The sequence below is a fragment of the Streptomyces sp. NPDC034670 genome (assembly GCF_055574875.1).
In genome coordinates, this window is record NZ_JBVITR010000014.1 from 113,385 (window position 1) to 138,462 (window position 25,078).

The 25,078-nt window shown below is 72.5% G+C and carries 25 protein-coding genes and 1 pseudogene; 8 read left to right on the forward strand and 18 right to left on the reverse strand.

Translation table 11 applies throughout. The features are described from left to right. Positions 1-85: 85 nt before the first annotated feature. Both ACZ56B_RS13130 and ACZ56B_RS13135 read right to left on the reverse strand, forming a co-directional pair. A pseudogene (locus ACZ56B_RS13130) lies at positions 86-271 on the reverse strand (Tat pathway signal sequence domain protein); the annotation flags it as partial. A 284-nt stretch (positions 272-555) separates the two neighbouring features. After that, positions 556-1,992, reverse strand: a complete 1,437-nt coding sequence (locus ACZ56B_RS13135) for a hypothetical protein (protein WP_468789293.1) — start codon at positions 1,990-1,992, stop codon at positions 556-558. A gap of 307 nt (positions 1,993-2,299) precedes the next feature. On the opposite strand from ACZ56B_RS13135, the gene ACZ56B_RS13140 reads away from it, so the two are divergent. Further along, on the forward strand, positions 2,300-4,126 hold the full coding sequence (locus tag ACZ56B_RS13140; protein ID WP_468789295.1) for an endonuclease/exonuclease/phosphatase family protein: 1,827 nt from the start codon (positions 2,300-2,302) through the stop codon (positions 4,124-4,126). Positions 4,127-4,131: 5 nt separating this feature from the next. Here the strand turns inward: ACZ56B_RS13140 and ACZ56B_RS13145 are convergent, their stop codons facing one another. From ACZ56B_RS13145 to ACZ56B_RS13155, 3 genes are all read right to left on the reverse strand, one after another. Next, positions 4,132-4,836 (reverse strand): antibiotic biosynthesis monooxygenase, encoded by a 705-nt coding sequence (locus ACZ56B_RS13145; protein ID WP_468789297.1) that lies wholly within the window; start codon positions 4,834-4,836, stop codon positions 4,132-4,134. Between the two features lie 75 nt (positions 4,837-4,911). Continuing rightward, on the reverse strand, positions 4,912-5,388 hold the full coding sequence (locus ACZ56B_RS13150) for a DUF3618 domain-containing protein (protein WP_468789299.1): 477 nt from the start codon (positions 5,386-5,388) through the stop codon (positions 4,912-4,914). After that, positions 5,385-5,804, reverse strand: coding sequence for a phage holin family protein (locus ACZ56B_RS13155; RefSeq protein ID WP_468789301.1), 420 nt, complete (start codon positions 5,802-5,804; stop codon positions 5,385-5,387). Before ACZ56B_RS13155 ends, ACZ56B_RS13150 begins: the two co-directional genes overlap by 4 nt. A 175-nt stretch (positions 5,805-5,979) precedes the next feature. Between ACZ56B_RS13155 and dapA the strand changes: the two genes are divergently transcribed. Continuing rightward, positions 5,980-6,954 (forward strand): 4-hydroxy-tetrahydrodipicolinate synthase, encoded by a 975-nt coding sequence (dapA, locus tag ACZ56B_RS13160; RefSeq protein WP_468789303.1) that lies wholly within the window; start codon positions 5,980-5,982, stop codon positions 6,952-6,954. Between the two features lie 71 nt (positions 6,955-7,025). Here the strand turns inward: dapA and dapD are convergent, their stop codons facing one another. The 11 genes from dapD to ACZ56B_RS13215 all read right to left on the reverse strand — a co-directional run bounded on the left by dapD (position 7,026) and on the right by ACZ56B_RS13215 (position 15,590). Further along, a complete protein-coding gene (gene dapD / locus ACZ56B_RS13165; RefSeq protein ID WP_468789305.1) occupies positions 7,026-8,015 on the reverse strand; it encodes a 2,3,4,5-tetrahydropyridine-2,6-dicarboxylate N-succinyltransferase in 990 nt (329 codons plus the stop codon). 85 nt (positions 8,016-8,100) lie between these two features. Then, on the reverse strand, positions 8,101-8,643 hold the full coding sequence (locus ACZ56B_RS13170; protein WP_468789306.1) for a TetR/AcrR family transcriptional regulator: 543 nt from the start codon (positions 8,641-8,643) through the stop codon (positions 8,101-8,103). Next, positions 8,643-8,963, reverse strand: a complete 321-nt coding sequence (locus ACZ56B_RS13175) for a DMT family transporter (protein WP_468789308.1) — start codon at positions 8,961-8,963, stop codon at positions 8,643-8,645. The genes ACZ56B_RS13170 and ACZ56B_RS13175 overlap by 1 nt, the downstream gene beginning before the upstream one ends. Positions 8,964-9,053: 90 nt before the next feature. Further along, positions 9,054-9,386: a metal-sulfur cluster assembly factor gene (locus ACZ56B_RS13180; RefSeq protein ID WP_004989638.1), complete on the reverse strand. Its 333-nt coding sequence runs from the start codon at positions 9,384-9,386 to the stop codon at positions 9,054-9,056. Beyond that, entirely contained in the window at positions 9,383-9,847 is a 465-nt protein-coding gene (gene sufU / locus ACZ56B_RS13185) for a Fe-S cluster assembly sulfur transfer protein SufU (protein ID WP_468789310.1), read from the reverse strand. Before sufU ends, ACZ56B_RS13180 begins: the two co-directional genes overlap by 4 nt. An 11-nt stretch (positions 9,848-9,858) precedes the next feature. Continuing rightward, positions 9,859-11,115 (reverse strand): cysteine desulfurase, encoded by a 1,257-nt coding sequence (locus ACZ56B_RS13190; RefSeq protein ID WP_468789312.1) that lies wholly within the window; start codon positions 11,113-11,115, stop codon positions 9,859-9,861. Further along, positions 11,112-11,876, reverse strand: a complete 765-nt coding sequence (sufC, locus tag ACZ56B_RS13195) for a Fe-S cluster assembly ATPase SufC (protein WP_468789314.1) — start codon at positions 11,874-11,876, stop codon at positions 11,112-11,114. Before sufC ends, ACZ56B_RS13190 begins: the two co-directional genes overlap by 4 nt. 7 nt (positions 11,877-11,883) lie before the next feature. After that, positions 11,884-12,201, reverse strand: coding sequence for a non-heme iron oxygenase ferredoxin subunit (locus ACZ56B_RS13200; protein ID WP_468789316.1), 318 nt, complete (start codon positions 12,199-12,201; stop codon positions 11,884-11,886). Next, positions 12,198-13,382 (reverse strand): Fe-S cluster assembly protein SufD, encoded by a 1,185-nt coding sequence (gene sufD, locus ACZ56B_RS13205; RefSeq protein ID WP_468789318.1) that lies wholly within the window; start codon positions 13,380-13,382, stop codon positions 12,198-12,200. Before sufD ends, ACZ56B_RS13200 begins: the two co-directional genes overlap by 4 nt. A gap of 58 nt (positions 13,383-13,440) precedes the next feature. Then, positions 13,441-14,862 (reverse strand): Fe-S cluster assembly protein SufB, encoded by a 1,422-nt coding sequence (gene sufB / locus ACZ56B_RS13210; RefSeq protein WP_468789320.1) that lies wholly within the window; start codon positions 14,860-14,862, stop codon positions 13,441-13,443. Then, positions 14,859-15,590: a helix-turn-helix transcriptional regulator gene (locus tag ACZ56B_RS13215; protein ID WP_468789322.1), complete on the reverse strand. Its 732-nt coding sequence runs from the start codon at positions 15,588-15,590 to the stop codon at positions 14,859-14,861. Before ACZ56B_RS13215 ends, sufB begins: the two co-directional genes overlap by 4 nt. 237 nt (positions 15,591-15,827) lie before the next feature. On the opposite strand from ACZ56B_RS13215, the gene ACZ56B_RS13220 reads away from it, so the two are divergent. The 3 genes from ACZ56B_RS13220 (at position 15,828) to ACZ56B_RS13230 (ending at position 18,767) form a co-directional block, all read left to right on the forward strand. After that, positions 15,828-16,751 (forward strand): ABC transporter ATP-binding protein, encoded by a 924-nt coding sequence (locus ACZ56B_RS13220; RefSeq protein WP_468789324.1) that lies wholly within the window; start codon positions 15,828-15,830, stop codon positions 16,749-16,751. Between the two features lie 180 nt (positions 16,752-16,931). Continuing rightward, positions 16,932-17,702: an ABC transporter permease gene (locus ACZ56B_RS13225; RefSeq protein WP_468789326.1), complete on the forward strand. Its 771-nt coding sequence runs from the start codon at positions 16,932-16,934 to the stop codon at positions 17,700-17,702. A 57-nt stretch (positions 17,703-17,759) separates the two neighbouring features. Continuing rightward, the gene (locus ACZ56B_RS13230) at positions 17,760-18,767 is read left to right on the forward strand and encodes a COX15/CtaA family protein (protein ID WP_468789328.1); all 1,008 of its coding nucleotides are present in this window, start codon (positions 17,760-17,762) and stop codon (positions 18,765-18,767) included. A gap of 554 nt (positions 18,768-19,321) precedes the next feature. Here ACZ56B_RS13230 and ACZ56B_RS13235 read toward each other — a convergent pair. Both ACZ56B_RS13235 and ACZ56B_RS13240 read right to left on the reverse strand, forming a co-directional pair. Further along, complete coding sequence (locus tag ACZ56B_RS13235) at positions 19,322-19,654, reverse strand: hypothetical protein (protein WP_468789330.1); 333 nt, start codon at positions 19,652-19,654, stop codon at positions 19,322-19,324. A 242-nt stretch (positions 19,655-19,896) separates the two neighbouring features. Then, positions 19,897-20,850 (reverse strand): heme o synthase, encoded by a 954-nt coding sequence (locus ACZ56B_RS13240; RefSeq protein WP_468789332.1) that lies wholly within the window; start codon positions 20,848-20,850, stop codon positions 19,897-19,899. Between the two features lie 338 nt (positions 20,851-21,188). On the opposite strand from ACZ56B_RS13240, the gene tkt reads away from it, so the two are divergent. The 3 genes from tkt to ACZ56B_RS13255 form a co-directional block, all read left to right on the forward strand. Further along, a complete protein-coding gene (tkt, locus tag ACZ56B_RS13245; protein ID WP_468789334.1) occupies positions 21,189-23,291 on the forward strand; it encodes a transketolase in 2,103 nt (700 codons plus the stop codon). 34 nt (positions 23,292-23,325) lie between these two features. After that, positions 23,326-24,444, forward strand: coding sequence for a transaldolase (gene tal, locus ACZ56B_RS13250; protein ID WP_468789336.1), 1,119 nt, complete (start codon positions 23,326-23,328; stop codon positions 24,442-24,444). A gap of 4 nt (positions 24,445-24,448) precedes the next feature. Next, positions 24,449-25,078 (forward strand): glucose-6-phosphate dehydrogenase (locus ACZ56B_RS13255; protein WP_468789338.1); only part of this gene is annotated, 630 nt, incomplete at its 3' end.

Sequence of the window (25,078 nt, forward strand, 5' to 3'; positions counted from 1 at the left end):
GAAGGGGCCACCCCCCCCCCCCCCTCCCTCCCCCCCCCCCCCCCCCCCCCCCCGCCCCCCCCCCCCCCCCCCCACCCGCCCGGGGTCAGCGGCGCCGCTGTCGCTTCCCCGGCCCGGTGACGGCGAGCGTGAGGCCCGGTTCCCGGATGCCGGCGTACAGGGTCCTCCCGTCGGGCGGGAAGGTGACCCCGGTGAACCCGCCGAACTCCGGCTCCCGTGCGGTGCCGATGTCCAGCTCGTCGCGGGCGACGGGGTACGCGCGCCCGCTCTCGGCGTCGACGGCCGCGAGGGCCTGGGGCGCGCAGGAGAGGACCCCGGCGCCGCCCACCGGTGCGACACCGGCACCGGTGATCGCGGAGTTCCCGGCGACGTCCCTGCGGGTGAGCGGCATGGGGTCTGCGGTGACGGCCGGCAGGCCGTGGCGGGGGCGGAGTCCGTGCGGCGCCACCCTTCCGCCCGCGCCTGAACACCGTCCGCACCCGGGGGGTCGCGCCGCACCCCGCCCGGGTGAACCGCGAGGCGTGCCCGGGCGGCCGGCGGACCGCCGGCCGCGGTTCAGCCCCCGTGCTGCGACCGGGCCTTGAAGGCCGCCTTCCGGGCCTCCTTGGCGATCCTCCTGTCCGGGTGCAGCCGGCCCATCGCCTCCAGCACGTCCGCCGTGGCCGGGTGGTCCACCCGCCAGGCCGTGTCGAAGAAGCCGCCGTGCCGGCTCGCCAGTCCCTCCACCAGGTCGCGCAGTTCCTCGGAGTTGCCCTCGGCCGCGAGCTGGGCGGCCACCGTGTCGATGGTCAGCCAGAAGACCATGGCCTCGGAGGGGGGCGGTACGTCGGCCGCTCCGTGCTCGGTCAGCCAGACCCGTGCCAGCCCGCCGAGTTCGGCGTCGTCGAGCACCTCCCGCAGGGCCGGCTCGGCCGAGGCGCCGACCAGCGACAGCGCCTGCTGGCAGCGCAGCCGCCGCAGCGGCGCGCCCTCGTCCGCCCCGCGCGCCGCGGACAGCAGTTCCCGTGCGGCGTCGAGCGGTTCACGCCGGTTCAGCCAGTGCTCGGTCTCCGCGTGGGCCGCCGCCGGCGGGAAGGCAGCCGTGCCGTCGAGCAGCGCGTCGGCGCCCTTGTCCGCGAGGTCCCCGACCGCCGGGGCGTCGAAGCCGGCCTCCAGCAGCCGGGCGCGCAGTCCGTACAGTCCGAGCGGGGTCAGCCGCACCATGCCGTAGCGGGAGACGTCGGTGTCGTCCACCGGCGCCGCCGGCCCGTCGTCGGCGCCGGTCAGCACCGCCTCGTCCACCGGCCGGTACTCCACGAGTCCCACCGTCTCCAGCGTGCGGAACCGGCCGTCCAGCCGCACCATGGCGTCCGACACCTGCTGGAGGACCTCGTCGGTCGGTTCGGCCATGTCGCCGGGGGCGAGCACGGACGCGGCCAGCGCGGGCAGCGGCACCGGCGCCCCCGCGGCCCCCTCCTCGCCGACCGTCAGCAGGTACAGGTTGCCGAGCACGCCGTCGAGGAACTCCGCCTCGGCCTCGGGGCTCCCGTGCAGGAAGCCGAGGCCGAGCTCCGCGGACCCGTCCCCCGCGGCGACGGCGTCGACGAGCCCGCCCAGGTCGGGCACGCTCGCGTCGGCGAGCACCGCCTCCAGGGCGGCGAGCCACACCCCGAGCGCGTCCCGCGGCGATCCCCCGGTGAGCAGTGCCAGGCCGGCGCCCGCCGCGACCGTCCCCTCCTCCTCGTCGGTCACCTCGACGAGCCCGGTGTCCAGGGCGACGCGCCAGGCCTCACCGGCGTCGGCCGCGGCGTCCTGCCCGGTCAGTCCCAGGACCTCGGCCGCCTCCGGCAGTTGCTCCTCGACGAGCCCGCCGCCGGCGTCGACCCTGGTCCGGGGCCCGGCCCAGCGGGCGAGCCGGGCGGCCCGGGAGAGCAACGGGGTGGACAGCGCGTCACGCGCCAGCTCCGCTTCGGGGTGCAGCCGCGCCGGCGGCAGGGGGGAGCTGTCTGACATCAGGGCGGTTCTCCTACTGGACGTCTGTCTCCAACGACTCAGCCGCTCAGCCTAGACGGATTTCCACCCATGCCGCCCGCTTCATCTGCCCTCCGGCGTCCGCACGTGGCCGAAACCTTGACAAGTGGCCCGGCGAGGCTGGAGATTGACGCGCGTAGAAGTCGGCGGACAGTTGTACACCGGGCCTCCGGGGAACCGGCCGCGCCCCGTCGTCCCCGTGCGCGCCGCACCGCCCCGCCGGTCGCGGCCCCGCCGTCCGCGCTCCGTCCTCATCCCGGCGCTCCACCTGTTCCCGGAGGGAATCCCGTTGCCGAGCAAGCCGTCCGCGCGCCTCGCCGCGCTCACCGTCGCCGCCGCGTGCTGCGCGGCGTCCACCGTCCTGGTCACCTCCCCCGCGCACGCCGACGGCGTGCGCGTCCACGACATCCAGGGCGACACCCGCATATCCCCGTACGCCGGCCGGCAGGTCGCCGACGTGGCGGGAATCGTCACCGGCGTCCGCACCTACGGTTCCTCCCGGGGCTTCTGGATCCAGGACCCGGTCCCGGACGCCGACCCCGCCACCAGCGAGGGCGTGTTCGTCTTCACGAACGCGACCCCGAAGGGCGTGGCCGTGGGCGACGCCGTCACCGTCTCCGGCACGGTCACGGAGTACGTCCCGGGCGGCGCCTCCTCCGGCAACCAGTCCGTCACCCAGATCACGCGCCCCTCCTTCACGGTCGTCTCCGGCGGCAACCCGGTCCCGGCCCCCGCCGTCGTCGACGCGCGGTCCGTGCCCGCCGCCTACGCCCCGGCCGGCGACCCCGCCGCGAACGGCTCGATCGACGCCCTGCCGCTGCGCCCCTCCGCGTACGCCCTGGACCGCTACGAGTCCCTGGAGGGCATGAACGTCCAGGTGTCCGACACCCGCGTGGTGGGCGCCACCGACCCGTACACCGAACTCTGGGTCACGGTGAAGCCCCGGGAGAACCGCAACCGGCGCGGCGGCACGGTCTACGGCTCCTACGACGACCCGAACACCGGCCGCCTCCAGATCCAGTCCCTGGGCGCCGCCGCGGACTTCCCCGACGCGAACGTCGGCGACACCCTCGCCGGCACCACCGCGGGCCCCCTGGACTACAACCAGTACGGCGGCTACACCCTGGTGGCGAACGAGCTCGGCACCCTGGAGAAGGGCGGCCTGCGGCGCGAGACGACCCGCAGGCAGCACGCCGGCGAGCTCTCGGTCGCCACGTACAACGTCGAGAACCTCGACCCCGCCGACGACACCTTCGCCGCGCACGCCGCCGCGATCGTGGACAACCTCAGGTCCCCCGACATCGTGTCCCTGGAGGAGATCCAGGACAACAACGGCGCCACCGACGACGGTACGGTCGCCGCCGACGTGACGGTGGGCAGGCTGATCGACGCCGTCGAGGCGGCCGGCGGCCCGCGCTACGACTGGCGCTCGGTCGACCCGGCCGACAAGGCCGACGGCGGCGAGCCCGGGGGCAACATCCGCCAGGTGTTCCTGTTCGACCCGGAGCGGGTCTCCTTCACCGACCGCCCGGGCGGCGACGCCACCACGGCCGCCGGCGTCACCAGGATCCGCGGCAAGGCGGCCCTGACGGTCTCCCCCGGCCGCGTCGCCCCGGCGTCCGCGGCCTTCGAGAACAGCCGCAAGCCGCTGGCCGGGGAGTTCGTCTTCCGCGGCCGCACGGTCATCGTGATCGCCAACCACTTCGCCTCCAAGGGCGGCGACCAGGGCCTCACCTCGCGGTACCAGCCGCCGTCCCGCGGCTCGGAGGCCCAGCGCCACCTCCAGGCGCAGGCGGTCCACGACTTCACCGCGAAGATCCTCAAGGCGCAGAAGAACGCGGCCGTCGTCGCCCTGGGCGACCTCAACGACTTCGAGTTCTCCCGGACGACCGGGATCCTCGAGGGCGGCGGGACCCTCTGGTCGGCGATCAGGTCCCTTCCCCGCAGCGAGCGTTACTCCTACGTCCACCAGGGCAACAGCCAGGTGCTGGACCAGATCCTGATCAGCCCGTCGATCCGCCGCGGCGCGTTCGACTACGACAGCGTGCACATCAACGCCGAGTTCCACGACCAGATCAGCGACCACGACCCGCAGGTCCTGCGCTTTTGCCCCTGACCGGCTCACCCGTGCGGCGGCACCAGCCCGAGAACGTGCCGGTACCGCCGCACGGTGCTGCTCCTCAGCCCGGGCCACTCCCGCACCCGCCGCCACGCGGCGGTCGCCGAGCCGACCCCGTCGCCGGGCGCCGCCAGCGCGTCGGCGTGCGCCCGGGCGCTCTCCCACTCGGCGTAGTTGAGCACCCGGGTCCCGTCGGTCCCCAGGTGGAAGTGGGCGGAGATCCCTCCGGGGTGCGGGGCGGGCTCGCTCTCCAGAGCCTCGAGAACGGCATCGGTCCAGTCCCGCAGCCGCTCGGGGTCCGCCCCCTCGAACTCCACGTCGACGATCACCACGCACCCGGGGACCCGACCCTGCTCGCGCGCGGCGCTGCGGTAGCGCCGGTACCGGTGCAGCGCCACCCGCTCGATGCCCGGCACGGCGGTGTCGATCTCGTCCACCCGCTCCTGCCGGTGCGTCTTCACGAACGCCTCGTACGCCTGCTCACTCGTCCACTGCGAGTAGTGCAGCAGCGTCTGCCCGTCCTCCCCGGCGTAGACGTGGTACCCGAGCAGCCCGGGGGCCGGCCAGGCCCGCCGCTCCCAGGTCCGTCCGATCGCCTCGGCGGCCTCCTCCTGCCGCTCGGGCGCCCCCACCCGCCAGGTGCTGAAGAACGGCGCGCCGACACGGGGATCGGCGGGGTCGGGGTGGCGGTCCGTACGACGGGTCATGGCTGCCTCCACTGCTCGGCGAACGCGACGACCCCACCCTGCGACCTCAACCGGACTTCAGGTCAAGCTCCGGCCTCAGCCGGACCTCAGGCCGGCCAGCGCACGGCGCACGGGCGCCACCGGACGGCGGGCCCGGGACGCGCGCCCCCACCTGCTCGCACCCGGCCTCGTCCGGCCCACCACGGGCCGGCGCGTCCACGCGGCACCCGTCCCCCCGTACCGCCGCACCGCCACGCTCGCCGCGGCGACCACTGCGGCCACCGCCCCGGCGACCAGCGTCGGCTGCCGGTACCGCGACCCCGCCCGCCCCGCGTGGGCGGCGCTGCTGCGCAGCTGCACGGTCATCGCCCCGGCCTTGTCCCGGAGGTCCTCCGCCCGGGCCCGGGCCCGCCCCTTGACATCCATCTTGCCCGCCAACTGCTCCACGGTGTCACCGAGTTCGTGCCGGGTCTGCTCGATCTGCCGGCGCAGCTCGTCCGGCCCCTTCGCCCCCCGGGCGGCCTCCGCGCCCGCGTCCCTGTGCGAACCCGCGCGCGTCACGTCCTGCGTCATCGGTGCGCCCTTCCCTTGATCTCCTCCACATCGGCCCGCACGCTGCCCATCGTCCGTTCGGGCTTGGGCGGCGTGGCCCGGCGCAGCTGGCTGCGGCCGGCGGCGGCCAGCACGCCCGCGACGGCGAACAGCAGCGCCGTGACGATCAGCGCCGCCGCCCACACGGGCAGCACCAGCGAGAGGGCGGCGACGGCCGTGCCGGCCAGCGCGAGCAGCCCCGCGTAGGCGAACGCCCCCGCCGCACCCAGCATCCCGCCGCCGCGCCCGGCACGGCGGCCCTTCTCGGACAGCTCCTCCTTGGCGAGGGCCATTTCCTGCCGTACGAGCCGTGAGAGCTGTTCGGTGGCCTGCCCGACGAGCTCGCCCACGCTGTGGTGCTCGTCGCGGACCGGCCGTTGGTCGATGGTCCCGGTCACGGTGTACCGCCTCCTCTCGGTCGGGGGATTCCGGGTACCCGCGCCCGGCCCTCACTACCGCTCCCGGACGGGGCGGGGAACACCTCCCGCCCTCCTCGATTCGACAGCACCGCTTACCGGTACCGCACAGGAACGGTAAGTGGACCTTCACGGTGAAACCGCCGAGACTGCTCCCATGGTCTCCTCGGCACCCCCCTCTCCCTCGGCGCGCCCCCTCGGCCGCGCCCTGTGCGCGATGGTCACCCCGTTCACCCCCGCCGGCGCGCTCGACCTCGACGGCGCCCAGCGGCTGGCCGACCACCTGGTGGCCCGCGGCTGCGACGGCCTGGTCCTCTCCGGCACCACGGGGGAGTCCCCCACCACCACGGACGCGGAGAAGTCGTCCCTCGTCGCGGCGGTGCGCCAGGCGGTGGGGAACCGCGCGTCGGTCGTCGCGGGCGTCGGCACCCCCGACACCCGCCACACCGTCGAGCTGGCCCGCGCGGCCGAGAAGGCCGGCGCCGACGGCCTCCTGGTGGCGGCCCCGTACTACAGCCGCCCCCCGCAGGACGCGGTCGAGGCGCACTTCCGCGAGGTCGCGGACGCCACGGAGCTCCCCCTCGTCCTGTACGACATCCCGGCCCGCACGGGCGTCCGCATCGAGCCCGACACCCTGCTCCGTCTCGCCGGGCACCCGCGGATCGCGGCGGTCAAGGACTGCTCGTACGACTTCCTCGCCGCCCAGAAGGTCATGTCGCGCACGGACCTCGCGTACTACGCGGGCTGCGACGAGCACGTCCTGGCCCTGTACGCGGTCGGCGGCGCGGGCTGCGTCAGCACGGTCGCGAACGCCGTGCCGGACCACCCGCGCGCCGTCCTGGACGCCTTCGACGCCGGCGAGACCGCCCGGGCGGCCCGGCTCCAGCACCGGGCGACCGCCCTCATCGAGGCGATGACGGCCGGCGGCCTCCCCGGCACGGTCACGGCGAAGGCCCTGCTCGCCTCGCTGGGCCTGCCCGCGGGCCCGGTCCGCCCGCCCCTGAGGCCCGCCGACCGCGCGACCGCCGACGGGCTCAGGGCGGTGTACGACCGCCTGACCGGACCCGGCCGGCCGGGCCGGGACCGGCGTCGGGAACCCGAAGCGCCCTCCCGAGCCGTGCTCGGGCCGTGAGAGGGCGCTCGGCGGCGACCGGGGCCGGCCGCGGGTCGGCGGGGCGGCCGCGGACCGCGGCCGGACGCCGGTCAGTTGTGGCTGTGCAGGACCTCGTTCAGGCCGCCCCAGACCGCGTTGTTCGGACGGGCCTCGACCGTGCCGGTGACGGAGTTGCGGCGGAAGAGGATGTGGGAGGCGCCGGACAGCTCGCGGGCCTTGACGACCTGGCCGTCGGGCAGGGTGACGCGGGTGCCGGCGGTGACGTAGAGGCCGGCCTCGATCACGCACTCGTCGCCGAGGGCGATGCCGACGCCCGCCTCGGCGCCGATCAGGCAGCGCTCGCCGACGGAGATGACGACGTTGCCGCCGCCGGAGAGCGTGCCCATGGTGGAGGCGCCGCCGCCGATGTCCGAGCCGTCGCCGATCACGACCCCGGCGGAGATGCGGCCCTCGACCATCGACGTGCCGAGCGTGCCGGCGTTGAAGTTGACGAAGCCCTCGTGCATGACGGTGGTGCCCTCGGCGAGGTGGGCGCCGAGGCGGACCCGGTCGGCGTCGGCGATGCGGACACCCTTGGGGACGACGTAGTCCGTCATGCGGGGGAACTTGTCGATCGAGGTCACCTGGAGGTGCAGGCCCTCGGCGCGGGCGTTGAGCCGCACCTTCTCGACGTCGTCCACGGCGACCGGGCCGAGCGAGGTCCAGGCGACGTTGGCGAGGAAGCCGAAGACGCCGTCCAGGTTCTGGCCGTGCGGCTTGACCAGGCGGTGCGAGAGCAGGTGGAGGCGCAGGTAGACGTCGTGCGCGTCGAGGGGCTTCTCGGTGAGCGAGGAGATGACCGTGCGGACCGCGACGACCTCGACGCCGCGGCGGGCGTCCGGGCCGATCGCCGCGGCCGCGCCGCCGCCCAGGAGTTCCGCGGCCCGCTCGGCGGAGAGCCGCTCGGTGCCGGACGGGCCGGGCTCGGCGGTGAGTTCGGGCGCGGGGAACCAGGTGTCGAGGACGGTGCCGTCGGCGGCGACGGTGGCGAGGCCGGCGGCCACGGCGCCGGTGGTGCTGTGAGCAGTCGTGTCGGTCATGAGGGCAACCTAACCGGCGGGAGCCCGGCGATGCGAACCGGCCGTCCCCCGTGCCGGGCCGCACGCCGCCGGACGGGGAGGGCGCTCACGTCCGGGCGATGACGCGCGCCAGCATCTCCCGGGCGTACTCCTCGTCGTAGGGCCGGCCGGTGAGCAGGACCTGGAGGCAGATGCCGTCCATCAGGGCGACCACGGCGCGGGCGGTGACCGGGTCCGTGCGGCCGGACAGCTGCTCGGCGACGCCCTCGCACCACTCGGCCGCGACGGGGCGCAGGGCGGGGCGGCGCAGGGCGGCGAGGTACAGCTCGTACTCCAGCTCCACGCCGGTGCGTTCACCGGCCAGCCACTCGCCCATCAGCGCGGCGAGTCCGCTCGCCAGGTCGGTCCGCGGGTCCTCCAGGCCGCCGCGCGAGGCGATCACCTTGGCGAAGCCCTCGTTCGTCTGCCGCAGGGCGGCGACCATCAGCTCGTCGAGCGTCGCGAAGTGGTACGTCGTGGAGCCGAGCGGCACGTCGGCCTCGGCGGCGACGCTGCGGTGGCTGAGGCCGGCGATGCCGCTCCTGCCCACCACCCGGATCGCCGCGTCGATGATCCGCTGCCGCCGTTCGGGGTCGTGGCGCCGGGCCATCAGTGCGCACCGCCCAGGTTCAGCACCACCACGCCCACGATGATCAACGCGATGCCGGCGGCCTTGGCCGCGGTCAGCCCCTCGCCGAGGAACAGGACGCCGATCGTCGCGATGGCGGCGGTGCCCACCCCGGCCCAGATGGCGTAGGCCGTGCCGACGGCGACGGTGCGCAGCGTCTGCGCGAGCAGGGCGAAGGAGACGACGTATCCGAGCAGCGTCAGCAGCGAGGGCCACAGCTTGCTGAAGCCGTCGCTGTACTTCATGGCGGTGGTGGCGCACACCTCGGCGACGATCGCGCCGGCCAGCAGCAGGTATCCCATGTGTACGAGCGTACACAACGGCGGCCGGCCCCACGCGCAACGGCGACGCCCGAAGGCGTCGCCGTTGCGCGTGTCGTGGTGCCGTGCGTCTCAGACGTTGAAGCCGAGCGCCCTGAGCTGCTCACGGCCGTCGTCCGTGATCTTGTCGGGGCCCCACGGCGGCATCCAGACCCAGTTGATCCGCAACTCGCTGACCAGGCCGTCCGTGGCGGACTTCGCCTGGTCCTCGATGACGTCCGTCAGCGGGCAGGCCGCGGAGGTCAGGGTCATGTCGACGGTCGCCACGTTGGAGTCGTCGACGTGGATGCCGTAGATCAGGCCGAGGTTGACGACGTCGATGCCCAGTTCGGGGTCGACGACGTCCATCAGGGCCTCGCGGAGCTCCTCCTCCGAGGCCGGCTTCATCTCCACGGTCTCGCTCATGCCGTAGTCCTTTCGGCGTCGGCGCCCAGTGCCTGGGCCGTCGCGTCCTTCCACGCCATCCAGCTGAGGAGGGCGCACTTGACCCGGGCCGGGTACTTGGACACCCCGGCGAACGCGACCGCGTCCTCCAGGATCTCCTCCATCGCGTCGTCGGGCTCGACCTTGCCCTTGGACTGCATCAGCTCCAGGAAGGTCTCCTGGATCCGCTGCGCCTCAGGCAGGTCCTTGCCGACCAGCAGCTCGTTCAGCACGGAGGCGCTGGCCTGGCTGATGGAGCAGCCCTGCCCCTCGTAGCTGACGTCGCTGACGGTCGTGCCCTCGTACTTCACCCTCAGCGTGATCTCGTCGCCGCACGTCGGATTGACGTGGTGCACCTCGGCGTCGCCGTCCCGCAAGCCCCGCCCGTGCGGGTTCTTGTAGTGGTCCAGAATCACGTCCTGGTACATGGAGTCCAGCTTCACGCCTCAGCCCCTCATCCGAAGAAGTTCCGTACGTGCTCCAGGCCCTCGGCCAGGACGTCGACCTCGGCCGGCGTGGAGTACAGATAGAAGGACGCTCGCGTGGTCGCGGGAATTCCGTACCGCAGGCAGACCGGCCGCGCGCAGTGGTGGCCGACGCGGACCGCGATGCCCTGCTCGTCGAGGACCTGGCCCACGTCGTGCGGGTGGATGTCCCCCAGCACGAAGGAGATCGCGGCGCCGCGCTCCTCGGCCGTGGCGGGGCCGATGATGCGCAGGTCCGGGACCTCGGCCAGGCGCTTGACCGCGTACTCGGTGATCGCGTGCTCGTGGGCGAGGATCTTGTCCATGCCGATCGACGACAGGTAGTCGATCGCCGCGCCGAGACCGACCGCCTGGGCGATCGGCGGGGTGCCCGCCTCGAACTTGTGCGGGGCGGGGGCGTACGTCGAGGAGCTCATCGACACGGTCTCGATCATCTCGCCGCCGCCGAGGAACGGGGGCAGGTCCTCCAGCAGCTCCTGGCGGCCCCACAGGACGCCGATGCCGGTCGGAGCGCACATCTTGTGGCCGGTGAAGGCCACGAAGTCGGCCTGGAGGGCCTGGACGTCCAGCGGCATGTGCGGCGCGGCCTGGGAGGCGTCGACGCAGACCAGGGCACCGACCTCCTGGGCGCGGCGCACGATGGCCTCGACCGGGTTGACCGTGCCCAGGATGTTGGACACCAGCACGAAGGAGACGATCTTCGTCTTCTCGGTGATGACCTCGTCGATGTTCGACAGGTCGAGCCGGCCGTCGTCGGTGAGCCCGAACCACTTCAGCTTCGCGCCCGTGCGCTGCGCGAGCAGCTGCCACGGCACGATGTTGGAGTGGTGCTCCATCTCCGTGATGACGATCTCGGTCTCGTGGTCCACCCGGTAGGGCTCGTCGGCCCAGCCGAGCATGTTCGCCACGAGGTTGAGGGACTCGGAGGCGTTCTTGGTGAAGATCACCTCGTCGCGGCTCGGCGCGTTGACGAACTCCGCCACCTTGTCGCGCGCGCCCTCGTACAGCGCCGTGGCCTCCTCGGCGAGCACATGCACACCGCGGTGGACGTTGGCGTTGTGGCGCTCGTAGTACTCGCTCAGGGCGTCCAGCACCTGGCGCGGCTTCTGGCTGGTCGCCGCGTTGTCCAGGTACACGAGCTTCCGGCCGTCGTGGACGACGCGGTCCAGGGCGGGGAAGTCCTTGCGGATCGCCTCGGTGTCGAGGAGGCCCGGCAGCTGTGTCACGCGGATGCGCCACCCTTCACGTATGCCTCGTAGCCCTCGTTCTCCAGCTTGTCCGCGAGCTCGGCGCCGCCGGACTCGACGATCCTGCCGTTCGCGAACACGTGGACGTGGTCGGGCTTGATGTAGCGCAGGATGCGCGTGTAGTGCGTGATCAGCAGGGTGCCGACGTCGCCGGACTCGCGGACGCGGTTGACGCCCTCGGAGACGACGCGCAGGGCGTCGACGTCCAGGCCGGAGTCGGTCTCGTCGAGGATCGCGACCTTCGGCTTGAGCAGTTCGAGCTGGAGGATCTCGTGGCGCTTCTTCTCACCGCCGGAGAAGCCCTCGTTGACGTTGCGCTCGGCGAAGGCCGGGTCCATGTTGAGGCGCTCCATGGCCTCCTTGACCTCCTTCACCCAGGTGCGCAGCTTGGGGGCCTCGCCGCGGATGGCGGTGGCGGAGGTGCGCAGGAAGTTGGAGACGGAGACGCCGGGGACCTCGACCGGGTACTGCATGGCGAGGAACAGGCCGGCGCGGGCGCGCTCGTCGACGGACATCTCCAGGACGTCCTCGCCGTCGAGGGTGACGGTGCCGCCGGAGACGGTGTACTTGGGGTGACCGGCGAGCGCGTAGGCGAGGGTCGACTTGCCCGAGCCGTTGGGGCCCATGATGGCGTGCGTCTCGCCCTGCTTCACGGTGAGGTCGACGCCCTTGAGGATCTCCTTCGTGGCGTTGTCGGCCTCGACGGTGACGTGCAGGTCTCGGATTTCAAGCGTTGCCATGGGTGCCTCAGGACTCCTGGGTGAGGGAGACGAGCACGTCGTCCCCTTCGATCTTTACGGGGTATACGGGGACGGGGCGCGTCGCCGGGGGGGCGTCGGGCTTGCCGGAACGGAGGTCGAAACGCGAGCCGTGCAGCCAGCACTCGATGTGGCAGTCGTCCACCTCGCCCTCCGAGAGGGAGACGTTCGCGTGCGAGCAGATGTCGTGGATCGCGAACACCTCGCCCTCGGTCCGCACGAGGGAGACCGGCGTGCCGTCGAGTTCCACCCGCTTCGGGGTGTCCTCCTCCAGCTCGCCCAGTCCGCAGGCGCGTCGGAAGGTCATGCGACCGCCGCCTCCAGCTCCTCCTCGATCTTGGCGATCAGACGCTCCTCGATGTCCGGGACGCCGATCTGCTGGACCAGTTCGGCGAAGAAGCCGCGGACCACCAGGCGGCGGGCGTCCTTCTCCGGGATGCCGCGGGCCATCAGGTAGAAGAGCTGCTCGTCGTCGAAGCGGCCGGTCGCGGAGGCGTGGCCGGCACCGACGATCTCGCCGGTCTCGATCTCCAGGTTGGGGACCGAGTCGACGCGGGCGCCGTCGGTGAGGACCAGGTTGCGGTTCATCTCGTAGGTGTCGGTGCCCTCGGCCGCGGCCTCGATGAGCACGTCACCGATCCACACGGCGTGCGCGTCGTCGCCCTGGAGCGCGCCCTTGTAGACGACGTTGGACTTGCAGTGCGGGACGTTGTGGTCGACCAGGAGGCGGTGCTCCTGGTGCTGGCCGGCGTCGGTGAAGTACAGGCCGAACAGCTCGACCTCGCCGCCGGGGCCGGCGTAGGTGACGCGCGGGTGCAGCCGGACGAGGTCGCCGCCGAAGGTGACGACCACCGACTTGAAGGAGGCGTCGCGGCCGACGAGCGCGTCGTGCTGGGCCGCGTGCACCGCCTTGTCGTCCCAGTCCTGCACGGAGACGACGGTCAGCCGGGCGCCGTCGCCGAGGACGTACTCGACGTTGGCGGCGAGCACCGCGTCGCCCGTGTGGTCGATGACCACGACGGCCTCGGCGAAGGCGCCGAGCTCGATCACCTGGTGGGCGTAGGCGGTGCCGCCCTCGCCGTGCACCGCGATGCGGATCGGCTCGGTGAGGACGGTCTCCTTCGGCACGGTCACGACCGAGGCCTGCTCGAAGGCGGAGTACGCCTGGGCGGCGACCCGGTCCACCGGGGTGCCCGCGCGGCCGAGCCGCGCGTCGTCGCGGCCGACGGTCTCGACGGTGACGCCCTCGGGCGCCTCGACGGTGACCTTGACGCCCTCGCCGGTGGCGGTGGCGGTGCCGTCGTGCAGGCCGCGCAGCCGCTCCAGCGGGGTGAACCGCCACTCCTCCTCGCGGCCGTGGGGGACGGCGAAGTCCGCCACGTCGAAGGACGGGGGCGCGCTCATGCGGGTGGCGACGGTCGACTCGGCGGCGACCGCGATCGAACCGGTGGTGGTGGAGCCCACCGGGATGTTCTGAGCCTCAGCCATGGCTGTCGTAGTGCTCGCTTTCCTTTGCGTAAGGGGCTTGACGGAACGGCGTGGTGCCTTAGCCGACCGCGCCTTCCATCTGCAGCTCGATCAGCCGGTTGAGCTCGAGGGCGTACTCCATCGGCAGCTCCTTGGCGATCGGCTCGACGAAGCCGCGCACGATCATCGCCATCGCCTCGTCCTCGGACAGGCCGCGGCTCATCAGGTAGAAGAGCTGGTCCTCGGAGACCTTGGAGACGGTCGCCTCGTGGCCCATGGACACGTCGTCCTCACGGACGTCCACGTAGGGGTAGGTGTCCGAGCGGGAGATGGTGTCCACGAGCAGCGCGTCGCACAGCACGTTGGACTTCGAGCCCGGGGCGCCCTCGCCGATCTCGATCAGACCGCGGTAGGAGGTGCGGCCGCCGCCGCGCGCCACCGACTTGGAGACGATGTTGGACGAGGTGTTCGGGGCCATGTGGACCATCTTGGCGCCCGCGTCCTGGTGCTGGCCCTCGCCGGCGAAGGCGATGGACAGGGTCTCGCCCTTGGCGTGCTCGCCCATCAGGTAGACGGCCGGGTACTTCATCGTCACCTTGGAGCCGATGTTGCCGTCGACCCACTCCATGGTCGCGCCCTCGTAGGCCACGGCGCGCTTGGTGACCAGGTTGTAGACGTTGTTCGACCAGTTCTGGATGGTCGTGTAGCGGCAGCGGGCGTTCTTCTTGACGATGATCTCGACGACCGCGGAGTGCAGCGAGTCCGACTTGTAGATCGGCGCGGTGCAGCCCTCGACGTAGTGCACGTAGGCGCCCTCGTCGACGATGATCAGGGTCCGCTCGAACTGGCCCATGTTCTCGGTGTTGATCCGGAAGTAGGCCTGGAGCGGGATCTCCACGTGCACGCCCGGCGGCACGTAGATGAAGGAGCCGCCGGACCACACGGCGGTGTTCAGCGCGGCGAACTTGTTGTCGCCGGCCGGGATGACCGTGCCGAAGTACTCCTTGAAGAGCTCGGGGTGCTCCTTCAGGGCGGTGTCGGTGTCCAGGAAGATGACGCCCTGCTCCTCCAGGTCCTCGCGGATCTGGTGGTAGACGACCTCCGACTCGTACTGGGCGGCGACACCGGCGACGAGGCGCTGCTTCTCGGCCTCGGGGATGCCCAGCTTGTCGTAGGTGTTCTTGATGTCCTCGGGGAGGTCCTCCCAGGACTGGGCCTGCTTCTCCGTGGAGCGCACGAAGTACTTGATGTTGTCGAAGTCGATGCCGGAGAGGTCGGAGCCCCAGTTCGGCATGGGCTTCTTCTCGAACAGGCGCAGGCCCTTGAGGCGGAGCTTGGTCATCCACTCCGGCTCGTCCTTCTTCGCGGAGATGTCCCGGACGACGTCCTGGTCCACGCCGCGGCGCGCCGACGCACCGGCGTCGTCACGGTCGGCCCAGCCGTATTCGTACTTGCCCAGGCCCTCGAGCTCGGGGTGGGCAGTCTCCGTGGGGAGAGTCATGCGGGGTTCCTCCCGGACGTGCTTGCGGATGCGTGGTGGGAAATCTTGGGGATGAACGTCGTGCAGACGCCGTCGCCGTGCGCGATGGTCGCCAGCCGCTGTACGTGTGTACCGAGGAGTTCGGCGAAAAATTCCGTCTCGGCCTCGCACAGCTGCGGGAACTGTTCGGCGGCGTGGGCGACCGGGCAGTGGTGCTGGCAGAGCTGCTCGCCCCGCTCGGGGTGGGGCGCGCTGCGCGCCGTTGCAGCGTACCCGTCCGCGCTGAGCGCCTTGGCCAGTGCTTCCGTCCGCTTCTCGGGCGGCACGGACTCGACCGCCTTGCGGTAGGCACCCGCCTGCGCGGCGATCCGGGCCCGGGCGAACGCGGCGATCGCCTCGCCGCCGCCCTCCTTCTCGCCGATCCAGCGCAGGGCGTCCACGGCGAGCTGGTCGTAGGACTGGTAGAAGGCGTCCCGCCCGCAGTCGGTGAGGGCGAACACCTTGGCCGGGCGCCCGCGCGTGCGCGCGCCGTAGACCCGTCGTTCACGCGCCTCCACGACGTTGTCCGCGGCCAGCGCGTCCAGGTGCCGGCGTACGGCCGCCTGGGTGAGCCCGAGTCGCTCGGCCAGCTCGGCGACGGTCGACGGGCCGTGGTCCAGGATGGAGCGGGCGACCCGGTTGCGGGTGGACCGCTCACCGGTCGCCAGCTCCTCGTGGGGAGGCCCTGTCGCTGCTGCGCCGTATTTCACAACACCATTGTTGCGTAATTCGTCCGAGCCGGGCAAGCCGCGCCCGGACGGCCCGGTGGTGCGCTGCGTCACTTAGGCAGACCTAATGCGACCTGCGGAAACGATCTTCGGCCGACCGGCCCGGCGGTGTCGGGCGGCGGCGCGCGCCGGCCGGCGGTCGCGGCCGCCGGCCCCGGGGCGGAGGAGTCCGGAACCCCGCGGCCGGGGGCGCCCGCCTCCTCCCTAGACTCGTGACCCATGCGAAGTGAGCCCGTGGTCCAGGTCCAGGCCCTGGTGAAGCGGTACGGCACGAAGACCGCGGTGGACGGCCTCGACCTGGTGGCCCGGCCGGGCGTGACCGCCGTGCTCGGCCCGAACGGGGCGGGCAAGACGACCACGGTCGAGACGTGCGAGGGGTACCGGCGGCCGGACTCCGGCACGGTGCGCGTCCTGGGCCTCGACCCGGTGCGGGACGCGGCGGCGCTGCGGCCCCGCGTCGGGGTGATGCTCCAGTCCGGCGGCGTCTACTCGGGCGCGCGGGCCGACGAGATGCTCCGGCACGTCGCGAAGCTGCACGCGCACCCGCTGGACGTGGACGCGCTGATCGAGCGGCTCGGGCTCGGCTCCTGCGGCCGTACGACGTACCGGCGGCTCTCCGGCGGCCAGCAGCAGCGCCTCGCGCTGGCGATGGCCGTGGTCGGGCGCCCCGAGCTGGTGTTCCTGGACGAGCCCACGGCCGGTCTCGACCCGCAGGCCCGCCGCGCCACCTGGGACCTGGTGAGGGACCTGCGCGCCGACGGCGTCTCCGTGATCCTCACCACCCACTACATGGACGAGGCCGAACAGCTCGCCGACGACGTCGCGATCATCGACGCCGGCCGGGTCGTCGCCCAGGGCTCCCCCGAGGAGCTGTGCCGGGGCGGCGCCGAGAACACGCTCCGCTTCACCGGCCGCCCCGGCCTGGACGTGGTCTCCCTGCTGAAGGCCCTGCCCGACGGCTCCTCGGCCGCCGAGGTGACCCCCGGCTCGTACCGGGTCGTCGGCGAGGTCGGCCCGCAGCTGCTCGCCACCGTCACCTCCTGGTGCGCGCAGCACGGGGTGATGCCGGACCGGATCTCGGTGGAACGGCACACCCTCGAAGACGTTTTCCTGGAGCTGACCGGCAAGGAGTTGCGCTCATGACGTCGGCCCACACCTGGATCGGCCGGGGGTCCGGGGGTCGCCCCCCGGGACGGCACGGCCTGGAGCTGACCGGCAAGGAGTTGCGCTCATGACGTCGGCCCACACCCGGATCGGCCGGGGGTCCGGGGGTCGCCCCCCGGGACGGCACGGCCTGGAGCTGACCGGCAAGGAGCTGCGTTCATGACGGCCACCGGCACCTACTCACCGAAGCCGGGCGCGGCGCCGCTGCCCCGCATGATCGCCGCGCAGGCCGCGCTCGAGACGAGGATGCTGCTGCGCAACGGCGAGCAGCTGCTGCTGACGGTGGTCATCCCCACCCTGCTGCTGGTGCTGTTCAGCACCGTGGACATCGTGGACACCGGCGCGGGCGAGACGGTGGACTTCCTCGCCCCGGGCGTCCTGGCGCTCGCCGTGATGTCGACGGCGTTCACCGGGCAGGCCATCGCGACCGGCTTCGAGCGCCGGTACGGGGTGCTGAAGCGACTGGCGTCGTCCCCGCTGCCGCGCTGGGGCCTGATGACCGCGAAGACCCTGTCCGTACTGGTCACCGAGGTCCTCCAGGTCCTCCTCGTGACGGTGATCGCCCTCCTGCTCGGCTGGTCGCCGCGGGGCGGACCGCTCCCGGTGCTCCTGCTGCTGGTGCTGGGCACCGCCGCCTTCTCCGGGCTCGGCCTGCTGATGGCCGGCACCCTGAAGGCCGAGGCGACGCTGGCCGCCGCCAACCTGGTGTTCCTGCTGCTGCTCGTCGGCGGCGGGGTGGTCGTGCCGCTGGACAAGTTCCCCGGCGCGGCGCAGGACGTGCTCGGCCTGCTGCCGATCTCCGCGCTCTCGGGGGGACTGCGGGACGTGCTCCAGCACGGGGCCGGGATGCCGTGGGGCGACCTCGGGATCCTCGCCGTCTGGGCGGTCGCGGGGCTCGCGGCCGCCGGGAGGTTCTTCCGCTGGGAGTGAGCCCGGGGGCGCGGCGCGGGCGACCCTCGTGAAAGCGTGCACAAGCCGCGTCCTACGATGGGACGCGTGCCAAACGTGACTCGCGCCGACGCCTCGGCGGCCGTGCGCAACCCGCTCGCCTTCATCGCCGCGCGCTGGACCCCGGACCCCCGGACGGTCCGGCGGGCGGCCCTCACCGCGCTCGTCATGTCGGTGGTCATCGTGGTCACCGGCGGCGCCGTGCGGCTGACCGGCTCCGGCCTGGGCTGCCCCACCTGGCCCAAGTGCACCGCGGAATCGTTCACCACGACCAGCGAGATGGGCCTGCACGGCGTCATCGAGTTCGGCAACCGCCTGCTGACCTACGTGCTGTGCGCCGCCGTCGGCTGGGCGATCGTCGCCGCACGGTCGCAGAAGCCCTACCGGCGCCGCCTGACCCGGCTGGGCTGGGCGCAGTTCTGGATCGTCATGGGCAACGCGGTCCTCGGCGGCATCGTGGTGCTCGTCGGCCTGAACCCGTACACGGTCGCGGCGCACTTCCTGCTCTCCTCGGCGCTGATCGCGGTCGCCACCGTGATGTGGCACCGCGCCCGGGAGGGCGACGGGGAGCCCCGTCCGCTGGTCGGCCAGGCCGTGCGGCAGCTGGTGTGGTGCATGGTGGCCGTGTCCGTGCTGCTGATCGCGGTCGGCACGGTGGTGACCGGCGCGGGTCCGCACGCGGGCGACTCCAGCGAGGTCGAGCGGATGCCGGTCGACTGGGAGACGGTCAGCAAGCTGCACGCGGTGCTGGCGTGGATCGTGGTGACGCTGGCGTTCGCCCTGTGGTTCGTCCTCAAGGCGGTCGACGCCCCCAAGGGCCCGCTGGACCGCACCCGCGAGCTGTTCCTGATCATCCTCGCGCAGGGGGCGATCGGTTACGTGCAGTACTTCACCGACCTCCCCGAGGTCCTGGTCGGCCTGCACATGTTCGGCTCGTGCGTGATGTGGATCTGGGTGCTCCGGGTCCTGCTGTCGCTGCGCGAGCGTCCGGAGGCGGTGACCGGGACGCCGGGTCCGGCGGCCGAGACGTCCCTGGCCAGGGCGTAGGCGGGCGGGCGCCCGCGCCCGGCGCGCCCGGGCGTCTCGCTTCCCCCCGGTTCATCTGATTCATCCGGTTCCCCGGACGGCGGACGGGCCGGAACCTGCCGACGAGGGCCGGGACCCCCAGGGGTCCCGGCCCTTCGCGCTGCCGGAGGGCCGGGGTCCGGGAGTCCGCGCGGGGACGGCCGCCGCACGGCCGCCGGTGCGCACGAGGGCGGCTCCGGCGTGCGGGGGCAGGGCACGGACCGGGGCGGTCGCGCTCCACGGACGGGCGGGCCGTGCGGCTCCGGGGCGGGCGGGCGCCGACGGCGTACCGCGAACCCGGCCCGGGTGCCGAGGGGCGTGGTGCCGGGGGGACGGGCGGACCCCGGTGTGCACCGAGCCGGGCCCCGGCGTTCCCGGGGCCCGGCTCGGTGCGCGGTACGCCGTGGCAGTACCGGTGTCCTGCGGGGGCGGCGGACCGATCCGTCCGGGCCGCGTCCGGGCGCCGCGCCGGTCCACCCGTCGGGGCGCCCGGACGGCGCGGAGGTTCCGCGGCCGGGCCGGTCGGTCCGGGCCGGTCAGTCGTTGGAGGGGCCGCCCACCTGGATGCCCGCCATCCGGCTCCACTCGTACGGGCCGGTCCTGACCTTGGCCGCGAGCTCGCCGTCGAAGTCCTCGTGGACGGTGATCCCCGCCTTCTCGGCCGCCTTTTGGGCGATCGCGTAGGAGGGCGCGACCAGGTCGCCCCAGCCGCCGTCCTCGCCGACGAGCACGATCCGGGCGCCGCGCTGGCCGAGGTAGGCGATCTGCCCCTCGGCGCCGCCGTGCGCCTCGGCGAAGCCGCTGATCTGCCGGGCGAGCCGGGCCGCCTTCTGCTCGGCCTTCGGGTCCACCTGCTGCGTGTCTGCCATGACCAGGATGCTACCGACGGGTAGCCCGAACGGCGACGGGGGGGGGGGGGGGGGGGGGGGGGGGGGGAGGTGGGGGGGGGGGGGGGGGGGGGGGGGGGGGGGGGGGGGGGGGGGGGGGGGGGGCGTACGNNNNTTCCTCTCCCCCCCCCCCCCCCCCCCCCCCCCCCCTCCCCCCCCCCCCCCCCCCCCCCCCCCCCCCCCCCCCCCCCCCCCCCCCCCCCCCCCGGCTCCGCCCGGGGCGGTCACCGCAGGAACGGGTCCACCGCGACCGCCACGAAGAGCAGCGACACGTAGGTGATGGACCAGTGGAACAGGCGCATCTCCTTGAGCTTGGCGCCGGTCACCCCGGCCTTCGCGCGGTTCTGCAGCGCGTGCGCCTCCCACAGCCACCAGCCGCCCGCGGCCAGGGCGACCGCGGTGTAGAACCAGCCGGTGTAGCCCAGCGGGGTGAGCAGCAGCGACACGGCGACCATGACCCAGCTGTAGATCACGATCTGCTTGGCGACCGCCTTGTTGCCGGCGACGACCGGCAGCATCGGCACGCCCACGCGCGCGTAGTCGTCCTTCACCTTCATCGACAGCGGCCAGTAGTGCGGCGGCGTCCAGAAGAAGATGACCACGAAGAGGACGACCGGGGCCCACGCCAGCGAGTTCGTCACCGCCGTCCAGCCGATCAGCACCGGCATGCAGCCCGCGATGCCGCCCCACACGATGTTCTGCGCCGTGCGCCGCTTGAGGATCATCGTGTAGACGACGACGTAGAACAGGAGCGCGCCGAGGGCGAGCCAGGCCGACAGCCAGTTGACGGTGAGGCCGAACAGCAGCGTCGAGGCGACCGCCAGGGTGATGCCGAAGACCAGGCACTCGCGCGGGCTGACCATGCCGGTCACCAGCGGGCGCTGGGAGGTGCGGTCCATCAGCGCGTCGATGTCGCGGTCGATGTACATGTTGAGCGCGTTGGCACCGCCCGCCGACAGGTAGCCGCCGACGCAGGTCAGCAGCACCAGCCCCAGGTCGGGCACACCCCGCTGCGCCAGGAACATCACCGGGACGGTGGTGATGAGCAGCAGCTCGATGATCCGCGGCTTGGTGAGAGCCACGAACGCCATGACACGCGCCCTGAACGGCCGATGGGCCGGGCTCTGGCTCGTCCCGAGCATTCCCGCTGGACGGGATTCAACGGCCGTCACGCACACCCCTACAGAGACATCCCAGCAAGCCCCGCTCGGGAACGGCGGTCGTGGCTCGCGCGTACCACGCCACTGTAGACGTTGCCCAGACCCGCACATCCCCGGGGGTCCGGTCGTGTTGGACGACGGTCTCCGAGGGGCACTTCCCAGCTCGATTGAGCACCCGGATGAGCGGCTGCGTATTCATCTGCCGAACGGGCGGACGACCTAGTCAGGAGGCGGATCCACGGGAGTTCCCACACTCTGGAACGACCAGGAAAAACGCACGTCCCACGGGGGTAGGCTCGACCACGCCGGTGGGCAGACACCGGCATCCGACATGTGGAGAGGAGCCCTGACCCAGGGTGAGCACCAAGCCGACCACCACAGACCTCGAGTGGACCGAGTTGGACCAGCGGGCCGTCGACACCGCCCGCGTCCTGGCCGCCGATGCCGTACAGAAGGTCGGAAACGGCCATCCGGGTACGGCGATGAGCCTGGCGCCTGCCGCCTACACCCTCTTCCAGAAGGTGATGCGGCACGACCCGTCGGACCCCGACTGGGTGGGCCGCGACCGCTTCGTGCTGTCGGCCGGCCACTCGTCCCTGACCCTCTACACCCAGCTGTACCTGGCCGGCTTCGGTCTGGAGCTGGACGACCTGAAGTCCTTCCGCACCTGGGGCTCGAAGACCCCGGGCCACCCGGAGTACGGGCACACCAAGGGCGTGGAGACGACGACCGGCCCGCTGGGCCAGGGCGTCGCCAACGCCGTCGGCATGGCGATGGCCGCCCGCTACGAGCGCGGCCTGTTCGACCCGGAGGCCGCCCCGGGCGAGTCCCCCTTCGACCACTTCGTCTACTGCATCGCCGGCGACGGCTGCCTGCAGGAGGGCATCTCCGCCGAGGCGTCCTCGCTGGCCGGCCACCAGAAGCTCGGCAACCTGGTCCTGCTGTGGGACGACAACCACATCTCGATCGAGGGCGACACCGAGACGGCCGTCTCCGAGGACACCGTCAAGCGGTACGAGGCCTACGGCTGGCACGTGCAGCGGGTGGCCCCGAAGCCGGACGGCGACCTGGACCCGGACGCGATCTTCGACGCGATCCAGGAGGCGAAGAAGGTCACCGACCGGCCGTCCTTCATCGCGATGCGCTCGATCATCGCCTGGCCGGCCCCGAACGCGCAGAACACCGAGGCCGCCCACGGCTCGGCGCTGGGCGACGAGGAGGTGGCGGCCACCAAGCGCGTCCTGGGCTTCGACCCGGAGCGGACCTTCGAGGTCTCCGACGAGGTCATCGGCCACACCCGCAAGGCGCTGGAGCGGGGCAGGCAGGCCCGCGCGCAGTGGGAGAAGTCGTTCCAGGAGTGGCGGAGCCGCAACCCGGAGCGCGCGGCCGAGTACGACCGCATCGCGGCCGGCGAGCTGCCCAAGGGCTGGGAGGACAAGCTCCCGGTCTTCGAGCCGGGCAAGGGCGTCGCCACCCGCGCCGCCTCCGGCAAGGTGCTCCAGGCGCTCGGCGCGGTGATCCCGGAGCTGTGGGGCGGTTCGGCCGACCTGGCCGGCTCCAACAACACGACGATCGACAAGACGTCGTCGTTCCTCCCGGCGGACAACCCGCTGCCCGAGGCGGACCCGTACGGCCGCACGATCCACTTCGGCATCCGCGAGCACGCCATGGCCGCACAGATGAACGGCATCGCGCTGCACGGCAACACCCGGATCTACGCCGGCACCTTCCTGGTGTTCTCCGACTACATGCGCAACGCGGTGCGCCTGTCGGCGCTGATGCACCTGCCGGTGACGTACGTGTGGACGCACGACTCCATCGGCCTGGGCGAGGACGGCCCGACCCATCAGCCCGTCGAGCACCTGGCCTCGCTGCGCGCGATCCCGGGTCTGAACGTCGTCCGTCCGGCCGACGCGAACGAGACCGCGATCGCCTGGCGCGAGATCCTCAAGCGCTGGACCAAGGAGTTCGGCAAGGGCACCCCGCACGGTCTGGCCCTCACCCGCCAGGGCGTGCCGACGTACGAGCCGAACGAGGACGCGGCGCGCGGCGGCTACGTCATGTTCGAGGCCGAGGGGCCCTCCGGGCAGAGCACGGAGCCGGAGGTGATCCTGATCGCCACCGGTTCCGAGGTGCACGTCGCCGTCGGGGCGCGCGAGCAGCTCCAGGCCGCCGGTGTGCCGACGCGCGTGGTGTCCATGCCGTCGGTCGAGTGGTTCGAGGAGCAGGACCAGGGGTACCGGGACAGCGTCCTGCCGCCGTCCGTGAAGGCGCGCGTCGCGGTCGAGGCGGGCATCGGGCTCACCTGGCACAAGTACGTGGGGGACGCGGGCCGCATCGTGTCCCTGGAGCACTTCGGCGCGTCGGCGGACGGCAAGGTGCTGTTCCAGGAGTTCGGTTTCACCGCCGAGAACGTGGCCGCCGTCGCACGGGAATCGATCGCCGCAGCGCGGCGCTGACGCTCACATACGACACGTAGGAGATGGAATTTCCATGACAGACGCACTCAAGCGCCTCTCCGAGGAAGGCGTCGCGATCTGGCTGGACGACCTGTCGCGCAAGCGGATCACGTCCGGCAACCTCGCCGAGCTGATCGACCAGCAGCACGTCGTGGGCGTCACCACCAACCCGACGATCTTCCAGAAGGCGATCAGCGAGGGTGACGGCTACGACACGCAGCTCGCCGACCTCGCCGCCCGCAGGGTCACCGTCGAGGAGGCCATCCGCATGATCACCACGGCGGACGTCCGCGACGCCGCCGACATCCTGCGTCCGGTCTTCGACGCCACCGACGGCCGGGACGGCCGGGTCTCCATCGAGGTCGATCCGCGCCTGGCCCACGACACCCGCGCCACCGTCGCCGAGGCCAAGCAGCTGGCCTGGCTGGTGGACCGGCCCAACACCCTCATCAAGATCCCGGCGACCGAGGCCGGCATCCCGGCGATCGCCGAGACCATCGGCCTGGGCATCAGCGTCAACGTGACGCTGATCTTCTCCCTGGAGCGCTACCGCAAGGTCATGGACGCGTTCCTGACCGGCCTGGAGAAGGCCCGGGAGCGCGGCCTGGACCTGTCGAAGATCCACTCCGTGGCGTCGTTCTTCGTCTCCCGCGTGGACACCGAGATCGACAAGCGGATCGACGCGCTCGGCACCGACGAGGCCAAGGCGCTGCGCGGCAAGGCCGCCGTCGCCAACGCCCGCCTCGCCTACCAGGCGTACGAGGAGGTCTTCTCCTCGGACCGCTGGAGCGCGCTGGAGCGCGAGGGCGCCAACAAGCAGCGTCCGCTGTGGGCCTCCACCGGTGTGAAGGACAAGGCGTACGAGGACACCATGTACGTCACCGAGCTGGTCGCCCCCAACACGGTCAACACCATGCCGGAGGCCACCCTGCTGGCCACCGAGGACCACGGCGAGATCACTGGCGACACCGTCGCCGGGACCTACGAGCAGGCCCGCGCCGACCTCGACGCGGTGGAGCGGCTCGGCATCAAGTACGACGACGTGGTCCAGCTCCTCGAGGAGGAGGGCGTCGAGAAGTTCGAGGCCTCCTGGAACGACCTGCTGAAGTCGACCGAGGCGGAGCTGCGGCGCCTCGCCCCCGCGGAGGGCTGACACGTTGTCCAGCAGCAACCCGCTGCGTGATCCGGCGGACCGGCGGCTCCCGCGCATCGCGGGGCCGTCGGGCCTGGTCATCTTCGGCGTGACGGGCGACCTGTCGCGCAAGAAGCTGATGCCGGCCGTGTACGACCTCGCCAACCGCGGCCTGCTGCCGCCGGGCTTCTCCCTGGTCGGCTTCGCCCGCCGCGAGTGGGCGGACGAGGACTTCGCCCAGGTGGTCCACGACGCGGTCAAGGAGCACGCCCGCACCCCCTTCCGCGAGGAGGTCTGGCAGCAGCTCATCCAGGGCATGCGGTTCGTGCAGGGCACCTTCGACGACGACGAGTCCTTCGAGCGGCTGCGCGCCACGATCGAGGAGCTGGACAAGGCCCAGGGGACGGGCGGCAACTTCGCCTTCTACCTCTCCGTGCCGCCGCGCTCCTTCCCGGTGGTCATCCAGCAGCTGAAGAAGCACGGACTGGCCGACCAGCGGAACGGCTCCTGGCGGCGCGCGGTGATCGAGAAGCCCTTCGGCCACGACCTGAGGTCGGCCGAGGAGCTGAACGCGATCGTCCACGAGGTGTTCGCCCCGGAACAGGTCTTCCGGATCGACCACTACCTGGGCAAGGAGACGGTCCAGAACATCCTG